The 19816-nt window shown below is 59.4% G+C and carries 17 protein-coding genes; 1 reads left to right on the forward strand and 16 read right to left on the reverse strand.

The genetic code is table 11. The features are described 5' to 3' along the window. Positions 1-6: 6 nt before the first annotated feature. The 12 genes from A6764_RS21760 to A6764_RS21815 form a co-directional block, all read right to left on the reverse strand. Positions 7-474: a cytochrome c oxidase subunit II gene (locus tag A6764_RS21760; RefSeq protein ID WP_029100916.1), complete on the reverse strand. Its 468-nt coding sequence runs from the start codon at positions 472-474 to the stop codon at positions 7-9. Between the two features lie 30 nt (positions 475-504). Further along, positions 505-657, reverse strand: coding sequence for a cytochrome c oxidase subunit 2A (locus A6764_RS21765; RefSeq protein WP_029100915.1), 153 nt, complete (start codon positions 655-657; stop codon positions 505-507). Between the two features lie 185 nt (positions 658-842). Beyond that, positions 843-1499, reverse strand: a complete 657-nt coding sequence (locus A6764_RS21770; RefSeq protein WP_065068299.1) for a response regulator — start codon at positions 1497-1499, stop codon at positions 843-845. Next, the gene (locus A6764_RS21775; protein ID WP_065068300.1) at positions 1474-2565 is read right to left on the reverse strand and encodes a PAS domain-containing sensor histidine kinase; all 1092 of its coding nucleotides are present in this window, start codon (positions 2563-2565) and stop codon (positions 1474-1476) included. The genes A6764_RS21770 and A6764_RS21775 overlap by 26 nt, the downstream gene beginning before the upstream one ends. 132 nt (positions 2566-2697) lie before the next feature. Next, on the reverse strand, positions 2698-3975 hold the full coding sequence (locus tag A6764_RS21780; RefSeq protein WP_065068301.1) for an outer membrane protein assembly factor BamB family protein: 1278 nt from the start codon (positions 3973-3975) through the stop codon (positions 2698-2700). A gap of 209 nt (positions 3976-4184) precedes the next feature. Further along, positions 4185-5177 (reverse strand): copper amine oxidase N-terminal domain-containing protein, encoded by a 993-nt coding sequence (locus A6764_RS21785; RefSeq protein ID WP_065068302.1) that lies wholly within the window; start codon positions 5175-5177, stop codon positions 4185-4187. A 69-nt stretch (positions 5178-5246) separates the two neighbouring features. Next, positions 5247-5951, reverse strand: a complete 705-nt coding sequence (yunB, locus tag A6764_RS21790; protein ID WP_065068303.1) for a sporulation protein YunB — start codon at positions 5949-5951, stop codon at positions 5247-5249. Positions 5952-5981: 30 nt separating this feature from the next. After that, on the reverse strand, positions 5982-8780 hold the full coding sequence (locus A6764_RS21795) for a calcium-translocating P-type ATPase, SERCA-type (protein WP_044900063.1): 2799 nt from the start codon (positions 8778-8780) through the stop codon (positions 5982-5984). A gap of 214 nt (positions 8781-8994) precedes the next feature. Further along, a complete protein-coding gene (gene ytaF, locus A6764_RS21800) occupies positions 8995-9657 on the reverse strand; it encodes a sporulation membrane protein YtaF (protein WP_035299169.1) in 663 nt (220 codons plus the stop codon). A 100-nt stretch (positions 9658-9757) separates the two neighbouring features. Then, positions 9758-10777: a galactose/methyl galactoside ABC transporter permease MglC gene (mglC, locus tag A6764_RS21805; RefSeq protein WP_044900037.1), complete on the reverse strand. Its 1020-nt coding sequence runs from the start codon at positions 10775-10777 to the stop codon at positions 9758-9760. Positions 10778-10790: 13 nt separating this feature from the next. After that, on the reverse strand, positions 10791-12311 hold the full coding sequence (locus A6764_RS21810; RefSeq protein ID WP_029100906.1) for a sugar ABC transporter ATP-binding protein: 1521 nt from the start codon (positions 12309-12311) through the stop codon (positions 10791-10793). Positions 12312-12393: 82 nt separating this feature from the next. Then, a complete protein-coding gene (locus A6764_RS21815) occupies positions 12394-13443 on the reverse strand; it encodes a galactose ABC transporter substrate-binding protein (protein ID WP_029100905.1) in 1050 nt (349 codons plus the stop codon). 393 nt (positions 13444-13836) lie between these two features. Here A6764_RS21815 and A6764_RS21820 point away from each other — a divergent pair, with 393 nt between their 5' ends. Further along, a complete protein-coding gene (locus A6764_RS21820) occupies positions 13837-14169 on the forward strand; it encodes a hypothetical protein (protein ID WP_029100904.1) in 333 nt (110 codons plus the stop codon). A 670-nt stretch (positions 14170-14839) separates the two neighbouring features. Here the strand turns inward: A6764_RS21820 and A6764_RS21825 are convergent. From A6764_RS21825 to treR, 4 genes are all read right to left on the reverse strand, one after another. Next, entirely contained in the window at positions 14840-15745 is a 906-nt protein-coding gene (locus A6764_RS21825; protein WP_083989944.1) for a Cof-type HAD-IIB family hydrolase, read from the reverse strand. Between the two features lie 13 nt (positions 15746-15758). Next, positions 15759-17441, reverse strand: coding sequence for an alpha,alpha-phosphotrehalase (gene treC, locus A6764_RS21830; RefSeq protein ID WP_065068306.1), 1683 nt, complete (start codon positions 17439-17441; stop codon positions 15759-15761). Between the two features lie 90 nt (positions 17442-17531). Continuing rightward, entirely contained in the window at positions 17532-18944 is a 1413-nt protein-coding gene (treP, locus tag A6764_RS21835) for a PTS system trehalose-specific EIIBC component (RefSeq protein ID WP_065068307.1), read from the reverse strand. Positions 18945-19051: 107 nt separating this feature from the next. Continuing rightward, positions 19052-19762 carry a trehalose operon repressor gene (gene treR, locus A6764_RS21840; protein WP_035299166.1) on the reverse strand — a complete coding sequence of 237 codons (711 nt, stop codon included), beginning with the start codon at positions 19760-19762 and terminating at the stop codon, positions 19052-19054. Positions 19763-19816: the final 54 nt, after the last annotated feature.

Raw genomic sequence — 19816 nt, forward strand, 5'->3', positions numbered from 1 at the left:
CTGCCTTTACTTCACCGTGATTGTGGTCGCCATGACCTGATGGCCGGCGCCGCAGTATTCGTTGCACAGAATCAGGTATTCGCCCGGTTTGTCAAAGGTGTACGACGCGGAGTTGATGTGTCCCGGCATCACCATGAAGTTGACGTTGGTCCCGGGAATCTGGAAACCGTGCACCACGTCCGGGCTGGTGACGTGGAAGTTGACCGTGGCGCCCAGCGGCACCTCCATGTTGCCCGGCGCAAACCCGAAGGCAAACGCCGTCATGTACGCGTCGTATTCATTCTCTCCCACCTTTTTCAGCCCCGGTTTGTCAAACGGAGGCGTTTTGGTCACCTGGGCCGGATCGATCATGTCCATGCTGCTCGGCGGAGCCATCCCCATGGCGAACGCGTTGACGCACAAGAGCGCGATAAACAGCGCCAACCCTCCCGCTCCCAGCATGAGCCAGATTTTCTCGTAACGGTGCAGATGCATCGTATCCTCTCCCTCCTGCCTTTCGCCTTGCTACGCCCGATTCAAAAACAGGCCAAATACGCCAAACCAACTGAGGAGAATGAACGCCCCCACCAACAGCACGGCGGCAAACGTGCCCTTCAGGTTTTCCTGCTCCGGCTGCGTCTGCTTGGCCTGGTGCTGCGATTCCGTACGCGTCTCCACGGCTCGCTCCTCCTTTCCCATGCCGTACCGGCTGCTTTTTACGCTTTCATTCTATCCCCCGGTATGGGGGAAGTAAGTCAGGGAAAACCCCTAAAATGATCCAGGAACCTCCCGATTTTCCCCGATTTTTGTCACATTTTGGCCAAAAAGAAAGACGGCTGGTTATCGCCGTCTGTGCCGTCCTCCTATTCAAAATCGAGCCATCCTTTTTTGATCGCGTAGCGGACCAGATCCGGCCGGGTGCGGAGATGGAGCTTTTCCATGATGTGCGCCTTGTGCGACTCGACCGTCTTGACCGAAACGGTGAGCTGTTCCGCGATCTCCTTGTTGCTGAATCCCTTGGCGATCAGGATGAGCACTTCCTTTTCCCGATCCGTCAGTATCTCGTATTTGTTCTGCTCCTCGCCGTTTTTCACCATCTGCAAAAATTCCTCGATCAAGGACTTGGTCGCGGACGGGTAGAGGTAGGCCATGCCCTGGTGCACGGTCCGGATGGCGGCGATCAGGTCCAGGTCGGGCGCGCTTTTCAAAATGTAGCCGGACGCCCCCGCCTGCAGCACGCGAAACAGGTACTCCTCGTCGTCGTGCATGGTCAAGACCAGCACCTGGATGTCGGGAGCCGCTTCTTTCAACCGGGCGGTGGCCGACAGGCCGTTTTCCCCCGGCGGCATGCTCAGGTCCATCAGGACGACGTCGGGCCGTATCTCCAGCGCTTTTTCAACCGCTTCTTTTCCGTCGGCGGCGTAGCCGACCACTTCGATGTCCGCGTGGGCGTTGAGCAGCATGCCCAAACCGGAGCGGACAATGGCGTGGTCGTCAGCGATCAGGACGCGAATGGCCATCTTCCGTTTCCTCCTTTGCGAGCGGTATGCGCACGATCACCGTCGTCCCCTCGCCGGGGGCCGAGCGGATGTCGACCGTTCCTCCCAGCAGTTGGGCCCGCTCCTTCATGCCGAACAGTCCCAGCCCGGTGCCCTTGGTCTGCGCCCGTTCCACGTCAAATCCGATCCCGTCATCCACAACCGTCACCACCAGCTCTTTGTCCCGGTCCTCAAATACGATCCCCAGCTTGGCCGCCTGGGCGTATTTGGCCGCATTGGTCATCGCCTCCTGCACAATCCGGTAGAGGGCGGTCTCCACCGCGGCGGGATAGCGGCGGCGCTCCCCCTGCACGTGCAGGTCGATCAAGAGGCCGAAGCTCTTTTCAAACCGCTTGATCAGCGAGCGGAGGGCGGGCAGCAGTCCCAAATCGTCCAGGGCGGAGGGGCGAAGCTCCAGCGCCATGCGCTTTACTTCCTCCATCGCCTTGGCCGTCATCTGCTGAATGTCGGTCACGTGCTGCCGCAGCGGTTCGCTCAGCGTGCTCTGGCCGACGACGTTGAGACCGACGAGGATGCTGTACAGCGCCTGTCCCACACCGTCGTGCAGCTCGCGGGAGATGCGCTTGCGCTCCTCCTCCTGGGCCTGGATGACGTAATTTGTCAGCTTGTGCTGATACCGCTCCTTTTCAGCCCGCTGCTGGTCCGACATGTCCCGCAGGATCAGCACCAGCTTGCCGCCGTCCCTCTCCGGCAGCCGGGCCGAGCTGGCGGCCACGGGGTAGTCCCGCCCGTCCTTTGTTTTCAGCCGCATCTCAAACGAGGGCATCTGTTCCTGCTTGAAAAAGCAATCGGCACAGGTCGCTTCCTCCCGGCAGGTGGCCATGCCCAGGCAAAGCTCGCAAATGTGCCGCTTCCCGATCAGTTCTTCGGTTGCCCAGCCGGACATCTTCTCCAGCGCGGGGTTGGCCGTCACGATCACGCCCTCTTTGTCCACCACCAGAATCGCGTCGCTGACGTTGGCAAAGACGGACGAAAGCAGGGTGAAGGCTTCCTCCGACGAGCCCAGTTCTTCCATCCACGCGTTCATGCGCTCCTCCTCAAGACAAACATCCTTACCGTTATTGTAGAACGCGGACGGGGGAAAGTGTATCGGGGAATTCCCCTACCTCCCTGCTCTTCTCCCTCAAAGGAGCACTTTCCCGCAGGGCGATCTGCCTGTTCATGGCCGGCGGCCGGCCTGTCCGCCGTGGCGGTCTCGTTCGGCCTGCAGTTGGGTGACGTAGAACACGTAATCGCCGCCCTCGTACTTTTTCCCCGTTCCAATCGTGAGGAACGCCTCGTCGGAGATCGGCAGCAGCAGATGCTGTTCCCGCTGCTCGGTGCTGTTGGGAAACACCTTTTCCCATACCGTTTCGCCGTCTTCGCCCAGCTTGGCGGCGTATCCGTCCGAGCTGGCGTCGTTCATGTTGAGCTCTTCGTACTTCACGCAGCCGCTGACGAGCAGGTCACCGTCGTCCGTCACCTGGATATCGTTGAGTGCGCTGGTCTCGGTCCCCTCCGCAAACCTCTTCTCCCACACGTTTTTGCCGTCTTTGTCCACCTTGAGCAGATACCCCAGACCGGAGCCGGCCCGGTAGTCGCTGATCGTCCGGTCCGTCCCGGCGATGACCAGACCGCCGTCCGGCGTTTCCGCAAAGGCGCGGGGAACGGTGTCCCGGCCGGTCTCATGCCTGCGTTCCCAGACGGTCTCTCCGGACTTGTCCACTTTCGCGAGGAAGAGATCCCGGTTGAGGCGGTACGAGGCGTCTTCCTGACCGACCGCCCCGAGCAGCACGATGCCGCCGTCAACGGTCTGGCGCACCGCAGTGACCGCATCGTACTCCGCTCCTTCAAACGTCGTCTCCCATTCCGGATTCCCGTCCGGTTCCAGCTTGGCGAGATACAGCTCGGTGCTGCGGTCCGGCCGATTGAGCACCGCAGCCAGCACATAGCCGCCGTCGTCCGTCTGCAGGAGGCGGGTGTCCAGGCCGACGTTCTTGCGGAAGGTTTTCGCCCACACGATTTCGCCGTCGTCGTTCAGCTTGAGCAGGCGGAGGTTCCCCTCCGGTCCATTCGACCTGGTTGGTCCGGCCAAGAGAAAGCCGCCGTCTTTCGTATGAATAAAGTGGGACAGACGGCCCAATTCCTTGTCGGTCACCGTCTGTGCCACCTTCAGCGTTCCCGAATGCTCCACCCGGACGATTTCGTGCGCACGGTCGTCAGCCGCTTGGCGCGAGAAGAATATCCCGCCATCCGGGCCGCGCTGCACGTTTCCGTAAAAGTCGCCGTACGTGTACGGATGGGTTTTTTCCCACTTCACCACCGGTCCTTCGTTCGCTTCGCCGGCCGACGCCTGACCGCTCCACGCCAGCGGACCCGCGCCAACCAGGGCAAGCGCCAGCAGACTCGTCCATTTCCACGCCCGGCCCACCTGTCTGCCTTGCCGTACCAGTCCCATTCGATTCACTCTCCATCACCGAACATCCCCCTTATTTTTACATCATTTCCAAAATGGCGTGAATATGTGAAAGGTAATGTTTTCCCTGGTCTTTTCGGTGGAGTTTTTTTCGGCCCTGCCCGGCAAACAAAACGAGACGGGGCGGCCTTCGCCGCACCGTCTCTGCTGTACGCTCCGCTTCGGCGGAGATGTTCCTCGGGACAACCTTCCTATTCGCTCGGTTCCACCACGATTTTTTCCGCCGCGCCGATCGGCGGGAGGCTTTTTGTCAGCATGGGGCTGTAGAACGCGTATACCCGCGCCCCTTGTTTCAGGTCTTTGGGCGAGAGCAGCGTGTTGCCGTCGGTGCTGACGATTTCGGTCTGGTCGGTGACCCTCAGCACGACGGTGTCAAACGCGTGTTCCGAAAGCCGCTCTCCCTTCAGCTCGACGCGCAGCGTGCCGTCGGAATCGGCCGTGACGCTTTGCAGTTCGCCCGCCGTACCCAGCACGCGATCCGGCAGGCTGTTTTTGACTACGATGCGCTTCGCCGCCGTCTGCGGCGGGAGGCTCATCGTCATCACCTCGGCATGGGTGGCCTCCACCTCCATGCCCAGCTTCAAGTCCTCCGGTTTCAGCGCCCTGCCGTCCTCCGTCACAATCTCGGTGTCAGCCGAGACGTACAGCACCACGCCACGCCAAATCCCGTTCACGTGGATGGCCACGTTCCCGTTGTCGCTGCGCACCCCGGTGATCGTCCCCGCTTTTTTCAGATGATCGTCCGCCGCTGCACCGCCTACGGTTACGTCATCGCCCGAGACGGCGACCGGCGTTTTCATGATGTCCCGCACAAAGGCGAGTGGCACATAGGTACTTCCGTTCAACAGGCGCGGTTTCGCCCCCAGTTTCTTCATCACATTGGCATCGGGATAGCCGTCTTCGCCTGCCTTGGCATAGCTCCAGATCGTCCCTTTTTGGATTTCCGCCACGTTTCGCGATTCGTTCCACGTCACCGCAAAGCCCAGCGATTCCGCCACCGGGCGAAGCGGGACGAGCACGGTTTGCTGCTGGTGATCAAACATCGCCTGCTGCTGAATCGCCTTGCCGTTTACCTGGACGGACAGCGCGCGGACCGGTTCCGGTGCCGCCGCTGCGCCCGCTCCGTTCGCCGTCAGGACAGCCGCGGCCAAAAACGTCATGGTCAGGGTTTGGATCTTGTTCATGTCTCCCATCCTTCTGATGATGTGGTGTTGTCTTTCCTGTTTATGGGACGACGGCATCCGCCAAACGTTTCACGGCTGGGTGACGTTGGGGGCGTTTTGCGGCAGCGGAACGTCCGGTTTGCCGGCGGGATTGTTGTAGAGGTAATCCGGCACCTTGCCGACAATCAGCGCTTCCGTAATCGGGATTTGCGTGGTCACGGTCCGCTGCTCCGTGGCAAACGGGATGACGATCCTAAGGTCCACCTCCACCCAAATGTAGACGGTGACCAGCACCATGTTGATCCCCGCCTGTTTCAGCCCGGTCTCCAGCCGGGTTTTGACCGATCCGACCGGCACGAACGAAACGGGGATCTCCGGGCCGTAGTGCTCCAAAAAAACGTTTTTCGTGGCCAGCCCCAGCGGCACCGTCACCACGACGTTTTCTTCCTCAAACTCTTTCAACCTGGTTTGAATCCGGGAGGTGGTCTCCCCCACAATCCGCGCATACTGCTTGAAGTTGAAATTGACGGCCAGGATGTTTCCGTCACTGTCCTTTTCCAGAACGACAATGTCGTTGAAATCGACCCCTTGCTGTGTCAGCCGCTTGGTGACCGCATCGCTGATGGCCAGCTTCGCCATCTGATCCGTTTTTTGCGCGGCAATCAGCATCAGGGTCGGCTCAATCCGCCGCTCGACGATCACAAACAGCGCCAGCAGTCCGGCCATCACGGCCAAAAGCAGCGCGAGCAGACGCCGGCCCCGCCGGCGCCAACCGCCTCTCCTGTAGCCCCACACGTCGTTCTCTCCCGCTATCCGACATGCTCCTCAGGAACGGACCGCCCTCATCGACGACCGCTCTGCCGTGCCCCGCGGCCGTCCGCTCCGCAGCGCCCCGCCAATGCCCGCGACAAACGTCGGCACCCCTGCGGCCACGAGGATCAGCGCCCAATCGCGGAAGGACAGGTCCGTGGTTTTAAAGACCGGCTGGAGCGCATCGATGTAGACCACGCCCAACACCAGCAGCACGGATGAAAGGACCGCCCAGACGAGGTACTTGTTTTCAAAGATGTTGCGGTGAAACACGCTGTATTGGCTGCGGCAGTCAAACACGTGAATCAGTTGGGCCATCACCAGGGTGACGAACGCGACCGTCTGCGCGTGCGCCAGATCGTTGGCGTTTTCCCGGAGCGTCAGCCAGAAGGACAGCAGCGTCATCCCCCCGATCAGGAAACCGCGGCTGATGATCTTCCACCCGAGTCCCCGGCCGAAAATGTTCTCCTGCTTGTGGCGCGGCCGCTGGTACATCGTGTCCGCTTCCGGCGGATCGACGCCCAGCGCCATGGCCGGCAGACCGTCCGTGACGAGGTTGACCCACAATATCTGAATCGGCACCAGCGGCAGGGGCAGTCCGAGCAGCATGGCAAAGAACATGACGAGGATCTCCCCGACGTTGGAGGCCAGCAGATAGCGGATAAATTTACGGATGTTGTCGTAGATGTTGCGCCCTTCCTCCACGGCGGCGACGATGGTGGCAAAATTGTCGTCTCGTAGCACCAGATCGGCCGCTTCCTTGGTCACATCCGTGCCGGTGAGGCCCATGGCGATGCCGATGTCGGCCGTTTTGACGGCCGGCGCGTCGTTTACCCCGTCCCCGGTCATCGCGACGACGTGGCCTTTGCTCTGCAGGGCGCGGACGATCCGCAGCTTGTGCTCCGGCGAGACGCGCGCGTACACGGCGACCCGTTCCACGATCTCGGCCAGTTCCTCGTCGCTCATGCCGTCCAGTTCGCGCCCTTCCATCACCTGGCCGTACCCGCGCATGAGACCGATCTGCCGGGCGATCGCTTCCGCCGTCACCTTGTGGTCGCCGGTGATCATCACCGTCTTGATTCCAGCCTGATGGCACAGGTCGATGGCCGGCTTCACCTCTTCGCGCGGCGGGTCGATCATGCCCGCCAGCCCGACAAAGACGAGCCCGCTCTCCAACGCCCCCGACGGATGGCCGGGCCGGTACCCCTGCAGTGTTTTGTAGGCGAAGGCCAGCACGCGCAGCGCCTGCGACGCCATCTCTTCCGTCTGGTTCAGCACCTGATGGCGGAGCGACGCGCTCAGCGGCTGCACCTCTCCGTTCCAGAGGATGTGGCTGCAGCGGGCCAGCACCGCTTCCGCCGCTCCCTTGGTCAAAAGCGAGTATCCGCCGTCCGCGCCTTTTTCCACCACCGACATCATTTTGCGCTCGGAGTCAAACGGCAGTTCCTCCACACGCGTCTCCTGCTGTCCGCCTTTCACGCGCTCCGCGCCGCCTCCCTGCCCTTTGGCGGCCAGCACCTTGAGCGCTCCCTCCGTGGGATCCCCCACGACCTGCCACCGGCGCACCGTTTTGCCGATGCCGAGCAGTTTGCGCGCGGTCTCTTCCTCGCAGGACAGCCGGGCGTTGTTGCAGCGCTCGGCGATGCGCAGGATTAGGGACAGCCCCCCGTCGCGGGCAGGAGACACCTGACGCCCCCCCAGGAGAAACGCTCCCTCCGGTTCGTAGCCGCTGCCTGTCACCTCGTAGGCCGTATTGCTGTGCCACACCCGGGTGACGGTCATTTTATTCTGCGTCAGCGTCCCGGTTTTGTCGGAGCAGATGACGGAGGCGCAGCCCAGCGTTTCCACCGACGGCAGCTTGCGGACGATGGCATTGCGCCTGATCATCCGCTGTACGCCCAACGCCAGCGCGATCGTGACGATGGCCGGCAGTCCTTCGGGAATCGCCGCGACCGCCAGGCTGACCCCGGCGAGAAACATGGTAAACAGTTCGTGCCCGTGCCATACGCCTGCGCCGATGACGACCAGCGTCAACAGGACGGCGACGACCACGAGGATTTTTCCCATTTGTTCCAGGCGGTGCTGCAGCGGGGTCGCCATCTCCTCCGCCGCGTTCATCAGATGGGCGATCTTGCCGATTTCCGTTCCCATCCCGGTGGAGACGACCAGTCCCCGTCCGGTCCCTCCCGTCACCATCGTGCCCATGAACGCCAGGTTTTTCTGGTCGCCCAGCGGAATGTTCTCCCCGCCCGCCGGGGACAGCGTTTTCGCCGTCTTGCCGGCCGGCACCGATTCCCCGGTCAGCGCGGACTCTTCGATCTCCAGTCGGCTGGCGGCAAACAGGCGCATGTCTGCCGGCACGCGATCCCCCGCCTCCAGCATCACCAGGTCGCCCGGAACCAGCCGGGACGCGGGAATCATGTGCACCTGGCCGTCGCGCACCACCCGCGCCATCGGGGAGGCCAGCTCTTTGAGCGCCTGCAGCGAGCGCTCCGCCTTGGCTTCCTGGATGAAGCCCAGCACCCCGTTGATGAAGATGATGGCGATGATCGTGATGGCGTCGAGGTACTCGCCCAGCGCGTACGAAATCAGCGTGGCGACGAACAGGATCAGCACCATGAAGTCTTTGAACTGGTCGATCAGGACGGTGAACAGCGGCTTTCGCTTGGTTTCCGCCAACTGGTTGGGGCCAAAGCGGGACAGCCGCCGCTCCGCCTCCTCCTGCGACAGCCCGCGGTCCGCGTCGCTGTCGAGCACATCTGCCACGTCCGCTGACGCCAGCATGTACCACTTTTGATTCGGCTGTGTGTCCACCTGAATCTCCTCCATCCCCTTCGCTTTCATCTCATATGTATGCTGACGAGCCTCAAAATAACCCACTCGTCCATCGCCGGCCTGATCGCGCCCCGCAGGCGGATGTTCTGACGGCAGGCGCCCCGCCTCGGCCGGTCACCAAAGTCCGCCCCCGTTTTCGCCGAAAAAAAATCCCCGTCCTCCGCTTGCGAAGGACGGGGCGTATCTCCCCGGACTACGTGATGCTCTTGGCCAGTCCGATACAAATCAAAAGGATCGGCGGCAGCCAGGTCAGGCGGGACAGCCAGCGGGATTGACCAGCGCGGCGGCCCAGGGCGATGCCCAAGGCGAGCAGCGCGGCGCTCATGACGGCGATGCACAGGGCGACCGACAGCGGCGGATAGCCGAAAAACGTCAGGCTGATGCCGGCGCCAAAGGCGTCCAGCGACAGCGCCAGTCCCAGCATGACCGCCTCCCAGCCCATGATGTGGCCGGAGCGGTCTGCGTCCGCCCGGGACGGATCCCGCAGGATCTGGACGATCAGCCCAAACGCGCGAAACTGGGAAACCAGCGCCTCTCCGGCTTCCTCCGGGCGATGGCCGTCTTCGTCCCGACCGCCGCTGTCGGCACGGGGAGAAAACAGCCGCCACAGCGTGAACAGCCCCAGCCCCACCAACACGGCCGCCCCCACCCGTTTGCCCCACTCCGGAGACAGCCAGAACGTGAGGGTGGAACCGACCGCCATCACCGCGTAGACCACGGAAAACGAGCAGCCTGCCACGACGGCAAGCGAGAGAAACGGCATCCGCATGTTCCTGAGCCCGTACGTCAACCCGACGCTGACGCTGTCCATGCTGATCGCCAGGGAGACGAGAAGGAGCGAAAACCAGCCGCTCAATGGAGTCACCTCTTTTCCCGTTGCCTTCTAGATATACGTCGAAGGCTTATCCATTGTGCGCGGCTCCGCCCTGTTCCCCCTTCCGATTCCGCACGACCGGTCACCGTTTCGCCAGGTACTTGCGGATGTCAACGGCGACGGCGGCCACGATGATCAATCCCTTGATGATCAACTGCCAGTACGGATTGACGCCGATGAAGGTGAGGCCGTAGTTGATCACCCCGAAGATGAGCACCCCGGCCAGAATGCCCGGCACGGTCCCGATGCCGCCCGACGTGGAGACGCCCCCGACGACGCAGGCGGCAATCGCGTCCAGCTCGTACATGTTGCCGTAGTTGTTGGTGGCCCCGCCTGTTCTCGCCGCTTCCAGCACCCCCGCCAGACCGTACAGCGCCCCGGCGATGGCGTAGATGACGATCAGGTTCAGCCCCACGTTGATCCCCGATACGGCGGCCGCCTGCATGTTGCCACCGATCGCGTACATGTTTTTGCCCAGCCGGGTCTTGTTGAAAATCACCCACACCACGACGGACACGACGATCGCGATAATGACGATGTAGGGAATCGAGTAGGGGCCGCCGGGACCGATGTACCCGGTGCCCAGATGGCTGAAATCCTGCCGCAGGCCGCCAATCGGCTGCGATTCGTTCGGCTCCATGTCAAAGTAGATGGAGTTTGCCCCATAGACGATGACCATGGTGCCCAAGGTGGCGATAAACGGCGGGACGCTGAACTTGGCGACGATCACCCCGTTGATTAGCCCCACGATAAGACCCGCCAAAATGGCCAGGAGCACAGGCACCAGCAGCGGCAGATCAGGCAGATCCGGAAAGAAGCGGCGCGGATAATCCTGCATTTGCAGCATGGAGGCCGACAGCACCGCCGTCAGTCCCACCACGCGGCCCGCCGAGAGATCGACGCCCCCCGTGATCAGCACGAACGCCGCGCCAAGGGCGATGATCGCCCGGGTGGAGGACTGCAGCAAAATGTCGCGAATGGTGGTCACCGATAAAAATTGGCTGTCGTAGATGGCAATCCCCACGATTAGCGCCACCAGCACGATGTAGATGGCGTTTTGCGCGCAAAATTCACGTATGGATGTCGCATTCAGGTTTCTCATGGTTTCTCCTCCTCTACCCCGCCGCGTACGCTGTGGCGAGGCGCATCACCTGTTCCTCCGACGCCTCTTTCCCGTCGAGAAAGCCGGAGAGGCGCCCTTCGCACATGACCATGATCCGATCCGACATGCCCAGGAGTTCGGGCATTTCGGAAGAGATCATGATGATGCTTTTTCCTGCTTTGGCCAAATCCGCAATAATGGAGTAGATTTCGTATTTGGCTCCGACGTCGATCCCCCGCGTCGGTTCGTCGAGCAGCAGAATGTCCGGCTCGGTCAGCAGCCAGCGGGCCAGCAGCACCTTCTGCTGGTTCCCGCCGGACAGATTCTTGATCAGCGTCTTCAGGGAGGGCGTTTTTACCCGGAGCAGGTCGATGCTTCTGCCCGCTTCCTCCTTCCGCTTTTTCTCGTCGAGCAGCAGATAGGGCTTCTCATAACGGGACAGGTTGGCGATCAGCGTGTTTTCCAGGATGGACAGCACCGGAAAAATGCCGGTGACGCGCCGCTCCTCCGTCAGCAGCGCCATCTTGTGTTTTTTGGCATCGATCGGCGATTTGATTTTCACCTCTTTGCCGTGGATGAACATCCGTCCCGACGCCACCGCCCGCAGCCCGAACAGCGCCTCGACCAGCTCCGTCCGCTGGGAGCCGACCAGCCCGCCGATGCCCAAAATCTCCCCTTGCCGCAGCTCAAAGGAAACGTTCTGGAAGGAATGGGAATGCGGCGATGTCAGCCCCTCCACCTTCAGCACCACTTCTCCCGGCACATTCTCCCGCTTGGGAAAACGCTGGGTGAGGTCGCGGCCGACCATGCGCGAAATGATCAGGTCGGTGGTCAGCTCCGCAGCCGGCCATGTGCCGACGAGCCTGCCGTCCCGCATGATCGTCACCTCGTCGGAGATGCGCAGGATTTCCTCCATCTTGTGGGAGATGTAGATGATCGCCACGCCCCGGCTCTTCAGTTCGGCGATGATCCGGAACAATTGCTCCACTTCGTTGCCCGTGAGCGATGAGGTCGGCTCATCCATCACGATCACGCGGGAGCGGTAGGAGACCGCTTTGGCAATCTCCAGGGACTGCACCTTGGAGACGGACAGGTTTTTCACAATCTCGCGGGGATCCAGTTCCAGGCCCAGATCGGCAAACAGCGCCTGTGTGTCCCGGTACATCTTTTTTTCATCGACAAACGCGAACGGGCCGAATTGTTTGACCGGAAACCGACCGAGCCAGATGTTTTCCATCACGCTGCGAAACGGAACGGGGTGAAGCTCCTGATGAATCATCGCGATGCCGTTCGCCAGCGCGTCCTTGGCGTGGTTGATCACCTTCTTTTGGCCGTCGAGCAGAATCTCGCCCGCGTCCGGCTTGTAGATGCCGAACAAGCACTTCATCAGCGTCGATTTTCCCGCACCGTTTTCCCCCATCAGCGCGTGAACGGTGCCGGGCCTCACCTTCAGCGTGACGCCGTCGAGCGCCTTGACACCGGGGAATTCCTTGGAGATGTTCCTCATTTCCAGTACAAAACCGTTATCAGTCATGGCAAACCCCTCCCCCGCTTGTCTGCATGGAATGTAAAGAAGACTTGGCGATTGCCAAGCCTTCGGGCGCCGGCAGAGAGCCTTATTTCGCCTCGTTCATGTTTTCCTTGGTGATTTTCTTGTACGGAATCCAGACGTACTTGCCGTCGGTGATCTCGTACCCGGTGTTTTCCTTGGTCGGCGTTTGTCCTTGTGCCAGCACGGCGGCGATATTGAGGGTGGCTTTCCCCTGGTTTTTGGCGTCGTTCAGGACGGTGCCCAGCAGCGTGCCGTTTTCCAGCTCCTTTAAGGCCGGTGCCGTCGCATCCACGCCCACGACGGGGATGTACTTGTTGTCCTTGAAGTACCCGGCCGCCTTCAACGCCTCGATCGCGCCGAGCGCCATGTCGTCGTTGTTCGCCAGCACGGCTTCAATCTTGTCCCCCGCGGAAGCGAGGAACGCCGCCATTTTTTCCTGCCCTTTCACCCGGTCCCACATCGCCGTGTCTTCCGCCACTTTCTCCACCTTGATCCCGGCGTCCTCGATCGCCTTCACCGAGTACTTGGTGCGCAGTTCGGCGTCCTGGTGACCCGGTTCCCCCTTCAGCATGACGTACTGCAGGACACCGTCCTTGTTCTTGTCCGCCTCGGGATGGGCTTTCCAGTAGTCGGCGATCAACTGGCCGGAGATGGTGCCGGACTCTTCCGCCTTGGCCCCGACGTAGTACACCTTATCCCATTTCTGCATGTCCTCCGGCATCGGCTCCCGGTTGAAAAAGACCACCGGGATGTTGGCCTGCTTCGCTTTGTCGATGATGACGCCGGCCGCGGTGCGGTCAACCGGGTTGATGGCCAGCGCGTTGACCTTTTTCGTGATGAACAGATCCACCTTGTCGTTTTGCGTCGGCTGGGAGTTTTGGCTGTCGACGATGTCAACCTCGGCCTTCCCCTCCGCGCTTTGGGAGATGGCGTTGCGCACGCCCGTCATGAACGTGTCGTCAAATTTGTAGATGGCGACACCGATTTTGGGAGTGGTGGAAGCACCTCCGCCTCCTCCCTCGCCCGCTGTCGGCTGGGAGCCGCCCGATCCCGAACATCCGGCAATGGAAAGGGCCAGTACGGCCGCTGTCGCTGTGGAAACAAGCTTGTTCACCCTGAAATCCCCCTTTTCGTTCTGTATGGTGGTGCTCACCATTCCAATGTAAGCGATTCCAACCCAAAAATTAATGAAAAATCATATGATTTTCTATCAAAATTCTCAGCAATCGTTCCAAAGAAAAAAGGAGGAGCCGCTCCTCCAAGAGCGATCAAGGAAAATACAGATATAACGTCATACACAAATAAAAGTACGGCTATTAATACGATTCAAAAATCACTTCGGCAACACTCTGATGAGATTATAGTTTAGGAAAAGGAGTATACAAGGGAAAAACGTCGGTAGAAAAAAATGTCAATATGGCTATTACCATACTAATGAGAGATCGTAATGCTCCTGAAGGTTTTCGCATATTAACATCATATCCTGCACTGAGATGGAGGGATTAATGTGTTGAAAAAATGGACGAATGCTCTGAAACCGGAAGATACCAAATTAAAAGAATTTGAGATGCTCAAGTATTTCGTTACAGGGTATTTTAATACGGGTTACTCTTGGAGCGAGCTTGAAGAAAGAACGATTGCATTTCGTGACGATGAAAAACCAGAATATACGATTCAATTAAAACGGTCGCTAAGTAAATTACAAGAGTTAATCAACAATGGTGACCAAAAACGATGGGTTGAAGTTCAGAAATACATATATGAGCTAAGCATGAGAGATCTCGAATTCAAAAGAGGACAAGAATTTATTGATAGGGTGAATAACGCTTTAGACTCTTGATTACCTACGCGGTTAAAACACGCAGCCCTCGTCCCTGAATGGATGGAGGGCATTTTTGCATTGTGTTCGGAAGGGAGGGAAAACATGGAGCAAACCAAGATGTTCGAGCAACATCTGATCGAAAACGGCATCGCGCGGGTCTGTCAACAAGTTTGTCTAAACTTAATTAACCTTTATTTGGGGTAGCACCAGCGAAACGCAAAAAATCCACGTTAAGCATTTGGAATAGCCGTGTCATAAGGCGCATTAAGGAATGGACAGATGTCAAAATGAGAAAATCGGCTTTTTGACATTGGACATCCTTTAGCGTTGTAAATCCGCGTTTTGCTGGCGGAACCCCCAAATAGTATCCCTACAAATCCCACCTTTCGCCTTCGCCCCCAAGAGCGGGCGCCAAGCGCAGCACGCTGGACCGCAATTCCCTCGCCGGGAGGCACCCCCGGCAACTAGGTTGCCAGGGGAACCAGAGGGTACGGGGCGGGATCCGCGAGGTCAAGGGTGCGCTTCGCCGGTTGCGGCATATGCTCACGCTCCGCGCTCCACTATTCCTCACCGCCCCTGACACGCTGCTGCTAATTTGTAAAAAGACTTTCGTTGTTTTAGGCTGAATCTGGGGTATAGCCAACAACACCATCTATTCTCGGCGCCAGCTTTCCACTGTACTGGTATGTCATTGTAGTTTGGAACAGTTCTGCGAAAGCGCCCATTCCCGAATCGCACGAGCGACCCCGTGCTGATCGTTGCTGCCGGTCACAACGGCGCAGGCCCGCTTGATCTCGTCTTCGGCATTTCCCATCGCGACGCCGAGGCCGACGATGCGCAGCATCGACAAGTCGTTGAAGCTGTCGCCGATGGCCATCGTCTCCTCCAGGGCGACGCCGAGGCCGTCCGCCAGTTCCCGCAGCGCGATTCCTTTCTGCGCAAGCCTGTGCGTGACTTCCAGATTGTGATTCGCCGACGAACTGACGGACAGCTCGTTTACGGCCGCCAGCCTGCGGGACGCGCGGGCCAACTTTTGCCCGTCCCTGGAGAAGACCAGCAATTTATAGAGATGTTCGCCGGAGCGGCCGAGCACTGCCGCGTACGTGTCGACAGAGGAGATTTCTCCCGTGGAAAAACGGCGCTCATCCGTTTCCCGGATCGACTGTTCATCCGTGCCGGGAAACGCGCTTTGGATAAAATCCCGCAGGACGCCAAACGCCTTTTCGCGGTCGTTCGTAAACGTCCCCCGATTCGTGTACAGTTCGTAATACAGGTCTTCCTGCCGCAGGATGGCCTCCGCTTCCTCATACGTCTGCGGGGGGATGGGCACACTCCGGACGATCTCCCCGGTTTCCGCGCGTACCTCCGCCCCGTTCACGCAGATGAGCGGACAGGTGATGCCGGCGGCCATAAGCGGCGGCAGGGCTTCTTTGTACGATCGGCCGGTCGCTACGACCACCGTTATGCCGCTCGCCTGGGCTTCCGTAACCGCCCGGGCGTTTTCCGCACTGACTTGGCCATGCCGGTTCAGCAGAGTCCCGTCCATGTCGATCGCGATCATCTTTACCCGGCAGCGTTTCTCCGTATTCGTCACGAGTCGTCCCCCCTCAACCGGCGAAGTAAAAGACAGCCGATTCGTACGGACGCAGGGGCAGGGAACGGACGTCAAGCCCCGTGTCCCGGTAGTTGGACAAAAGCAGGTTCGGCGCCCCCGCCAGGCGAATATCGCCGGGAAGCGCGAAGAACGTTTCGCTGCCGTAGAAATTGTTCACCACCAGGAGGGTTTCGTTCCCGTACGTCCGCAGATACGCAAAGATCTGCGGATGATCGTCCAGAATCAACCGAAAGTCGCCGTAGGCGATGACATCGTATGCCTTCCGCAGTTGGATCAGTTTTTTGTAGTGGTAAAAAATGGAGTCCTCGTCTTCGAGCGCGCGCTTCACGTTGATTTCCTTGTAGTTCGGCGCCACGTTGATCCAGGGGGTTCCCGTTGTGAAACCGGCGTGCGGACTGTCGTCCCACTGCATGGGCGTGCGCCCGTTGTCCCGCGATTTTTGCTGCAGAATGGCCAGGATCTCCTGCTCCGGTTTCCCCTGCGCCCGAAGCAGGCGGTAGGCGTTGAGCGACTCGACGTCCCGGTACGCGGCAATCTCGTCAAAATAGGGGTTGGTCATGCCGATTTCCTCCCCCTGGTAGATGTACGGGGTGCCCTGCATGAGGTGAATCGTGGTCGCCAGCATTTTCGCCGATTCCCGGTGATACTCCCGGTCGTTTCCAAAACGGGAGACCGCCCGCGGCTGGTCGTGATTGCACCAGAACAGCGCATTCCAGCCACCGCCGCTCTGCATGCCGTACTGCCACTCGCTGAGGATTTTTTTCAGTTGGAGAAAATCGAAGTTGGCCAGAGCCCACTTCTCTCCGTTGGGATAATCCACCTTGAGGTGGTGAAAGCTGAAGGTCATGTTCAGCTCGTGTTCTTCCGGCCGGGTATACTTCACGCAGTTTTCGATCGAGGTGGACGACATCTCGCCCACGGTGAGGAGGTCAGGATTCCTGGCGAACACGCGGCGATTCATCTCTTGCAAAAACTCGTGAATCCGCGGGCCGTCCGTGTAATACCTGCGCCCGTCGTCCGTCGGCGTCTCCAGCGTGTCGTCGGGAAAGCGCTGGTCTTTGGAGATCAGGTTGATCACATCCAGGCGAAACCCGTCCACCCCTTTGTCCAGCCAGAAGTTCATCATATCGTAGATCCGCTGGCGCAGTTCCGGGTTCTCCCAGTTCAAATCCGCCTGGGTGACGTCGAACAGATGCAGATAGTACTGCCCCGTGGTCTCGTCGTACTGCCAGGCGCTGCCGCCGAACTTGGAGCGCCAGTTGTTGGGCGCACCGCCGTTTTTCCCGTCCTTCCAGATGTAGAAGTCGCGGTACGGGCTCTGTTTGGAGCGGGACGCTTCGCGAAACCACGGGTGTTCGGTCGAGGTGTGGTTCACGACGATGTCCATGATGACCCGGATGCCCCGGGCATGGGCCTCCTGCAGCAGCCGCTCGAACGTTTCCATCGTACCGTACGCGGGATCAATCCCGCAGTAATCGCTGATGTCGTACCCGTTGTCTCGTTGCGGCGACGGGTAGATAGGGGTCAGCCAGATCACGTCGACGCCCAGTTCCCGCAGGTAATCCAGTTTTTCCATGACTCCCTTAAGATCGCCGGTTCCGCTGCCGGTGGTATCCTTGAAACTCTTCGGGTAGATCTGATACACGACCGCCTTTTTCCACCATGGTTTCTCCATTGTTGATCCACTCCTTTTCCATAATGGACAATAGCAACCAATCCGCGGAAACCGCCCGATGATCGGTTGCTATGCTCACTGTCTCTCTTTTTATTGTGCTTTCCTCGTTTTCCCCAACAGGAACGTCAGCAGGAAGGGCACCAGCAGCGCGACTGCCATGCCGATGAAGAACGGCCCCCAGTGTTCGGGAAAGATGGAGAGAAAACCGGGAAGCCCGCCCACGCCGATCGACGCGGCTTTTACCTTGCTCATCGTGAGAATGACCGCCCCGATGGCCGATCCGATCATCGCGGACACAAAGGGGTAGCGATATCGAATGTTGACGCCAAACATGGCCGGTTCCGTAATGCCCAGGAAGGCGGAGACGGCGGAGGTCAGCGACATGCCTCTCAGCTTTTCCTCCCGGGTGACGAACATCATCGCCAGGGCCGCAGACCCTTGGGAGATGTTGGACAGCGCGAGCATCGGCCACAGGAAGGTGCCGCCGGTGCTGGCGATGAGCTGCAGATCCACGGCCAGGAAGGTATGGTGCATGCCGGTTACGACCAGCAGCGCATAGAGCCCGCCGTAAAGCAGTCCACCGAGGATGCTGAATGTGTCAAACAAAGTGACGAACCCCGATGTGAGCGCATTGGCCACCCCAAACGTCAGCGGCCCGATCACGGTGAAGGACAGGAAGCCGGTCACGAGCAGGCTGATGGGGGCAACCAGCAGCAGGCGAAACATGTCGGGAATCCGCTTGGCCAAATACGTTTCCACTTTGGCCAGCACGTAGGAAGAGATCAGCACCGGCAGCACCTGTCCCTGGTAGCCGATTTTGGCGATATCCCAGCCAAACAAATGCCAGTACGGCACTTTTCCTTCCGCGACAGCCTGGGCGTAGCCCCACGCGTTCAACAGATCGGGATGAATCAGCATCAGGCCGAGGACCATTCCCAGCAGTTCGCTTCCGCCGAAGCGCTTGACGGCAGACCAGCCGATGAGGCCCGGCAGGAATACAAACGCCGTATTCGCAATAAGATTGATGATGCCCGCAAAATCCTTCCACTGCTGGTGAACGTCGACGAGCGACGCGTCGGGGTAGAAGATTCCCTTCCCGGTCAGCACGTTGTTGATCCCCATGAGCAGACCCGCCGTCACAATGGCAGGAAGGAGGGGAATGAAGATATCGCCCAGCGTTTTCACAGCGCGCTGGAACGGATTCAGTTTTTTTACGGCCGCTTCCTTGGTCTCCTGCCTGGTGGCGCCTGTGATGTCGGCGATGTTAAGCAGCGCGTCGTACACCTTGTTGACCAATCCCTGGCCGATGACCACCTGGAATTCACCGTTCGAAGAAAACGAACCTTTGACGATCCCGATCGATTCCAGCAGCGTCTTGTCGACTTGACGCTCATCCTTCAAGGCAAACCGCAGCCGGGTGACGCAGTGGGATACGGCCGCGATGTTGTCCCGGCCGCCTACGGCTTGGAGTATCTGCTCTACTTCCCGCTTGTTGAGCTCCATGGTTCCCCCTCCTGTAATCGTTTTCATTCAGAATCATACACTTGTTTAGACAAGTAAGTCAATACTTGTTTAAACAAGTAAGCGTGAGCAAAAAAAAAAACAACGCCTTATCGGCGTCGGGCAAAATCCGTGAATTCAAACCGGTCCGGCCTGTGCCGGGATTCGGTGTATTCAAACAGCGTACCGTCGTGCAGATGGACAAAGTTTTTGACCACCGCCACCAGGTTGTACGCTTTTACATCCAAATGGGCTTTGTCCAGGGCGGTCACCGGCTCCACGTGAATGATCCGCCTGGCAAACCCGATCTTTGCGCCCAGCGTGTCTTCCAGGTATTCGTAAATGGACTGTTCCGCGATCTCCCGTGTCAGATCGCGGACGATATCTTTCCGGAAGTAGTTGATGTCAAAAATAATGCGCTCGCCTTTCAAGCTGCGCACGCGAAACAATCGGTACGCTTCCTGTCCAAGGGGCAGTTTGGTTTTCGCCTGCAGCGGCTTGTCAATGGTGATGACCTCAAACAGCGGAACCGTCGTGACAAAGGCTTGTCCGCTGGTTTCACTGGCCTCCTTGAAGCTGACCAGACCGCCAAACGAGAACGTGATCAAATTCGCGTCCAGCACAAACACGCCCTTGCCGTGGACGCTGTTGACGAGTCCTTCCTTCGCCAGCAAATCGAGCGCCCGCCTTACGGTGCCCCGGCTTGTCCGGTACATCCGGCAAAACTCGTTTTCCGAAGGCAGCTTTTCCCCGGGCGGGTAGGTCCCGTCCAGTATCTGTTTTTTGATGTCTGCGTAAATATCCGTGTACCTCTTGATCATCTGCTGCCTCCTTATGCTCTTGCGGCGACCTTTTATCTCTCTCTATTACATCCG

It is taken from the genome of Brevibacillus sp. WF146, assembly GCF_001673705.2.
Lineage (GTDB): Bacteria > Bacillota > Bacilli > Brevibacillales > Brevibacillaceae > Brevibacillus > Brevibacillus thermoruber.

What these genes read in the sequence shown, in the direction of transcription:
- A6764_RS21760 (WP_029100916.1), bottom strand. Translation starts at nt 474, where the DNA reads ATGCATCTGCACCGTTACGAGAAAATCTGGCTCATGCTGGGAGCGGGA.
- A6764_RS21770 (WP_065068299.1), bottom strand. Translation starts at nt 1,499, where the DNA reads ATGGCCATTCGCGTCCTGATCGCTGACGACCACGCCATTGTCCGCTCC.
- A6764_RS21775 (WP_065068300.1), bottom strand. Translation starts at nt 2,565, where the DNA reads ATGAACGCGTGGATGGAAGAACTGGGCTCGTCGGAGGAAGCCTTCACC.
- A6764_RS21780 (WP_065068301.1), bottom strand. Translation starts at nt 3,975, where the DNA reads ATGGGACTGGTACGGCAAGGCAGACAGGTGGGCCGGGCGTGGAAATGG.
- A6764_RS21785 (WP_065068302.1), bottom strand. Translation starts at nt 5,177, where the DNA reads ATGAACAAGATCCAAACCCTGACCATGACGTTTTTGGCCGCGGCTGTC.
- mglC (WP_044900037.1), bottom strand. Translation starts at nt 10,777, where the DNA reads ATGAGAAACCTGAATGCGACATCCATACGTGAATTTTGCGCGCAAAAC.
- A6764_RS21810 (WP_029100906.1), bottom strand. Translation starts at nt 12,311, where the DNA reads ATGACTGATAACGGTTTTGTACTGGAAATGAGGAACATCTCCAAGGAA.
- treC (WP_065068306.1), bottom strand. Translation starts at nt 17,441, where the DNA reads ATGGAGAAACCATGGTGGAAAAAGGCGGTCGTGTATCAGATCTACCCG.
- treP (WP_065068307.1), bottom strand. Translation starts at nt 18,944, where the DNA reads ATGGAGCTCAACAAGCGGGAAGTAGAGCAGATACTCCAAGCCGTAGGC.
- treR (WP_035299166.1), bottom strand. Translation starts at nt 19,762, where the DNA reads ATGATCAAGAGGTACACGGATATTTACGCAGACATCAAAAAACAGATA.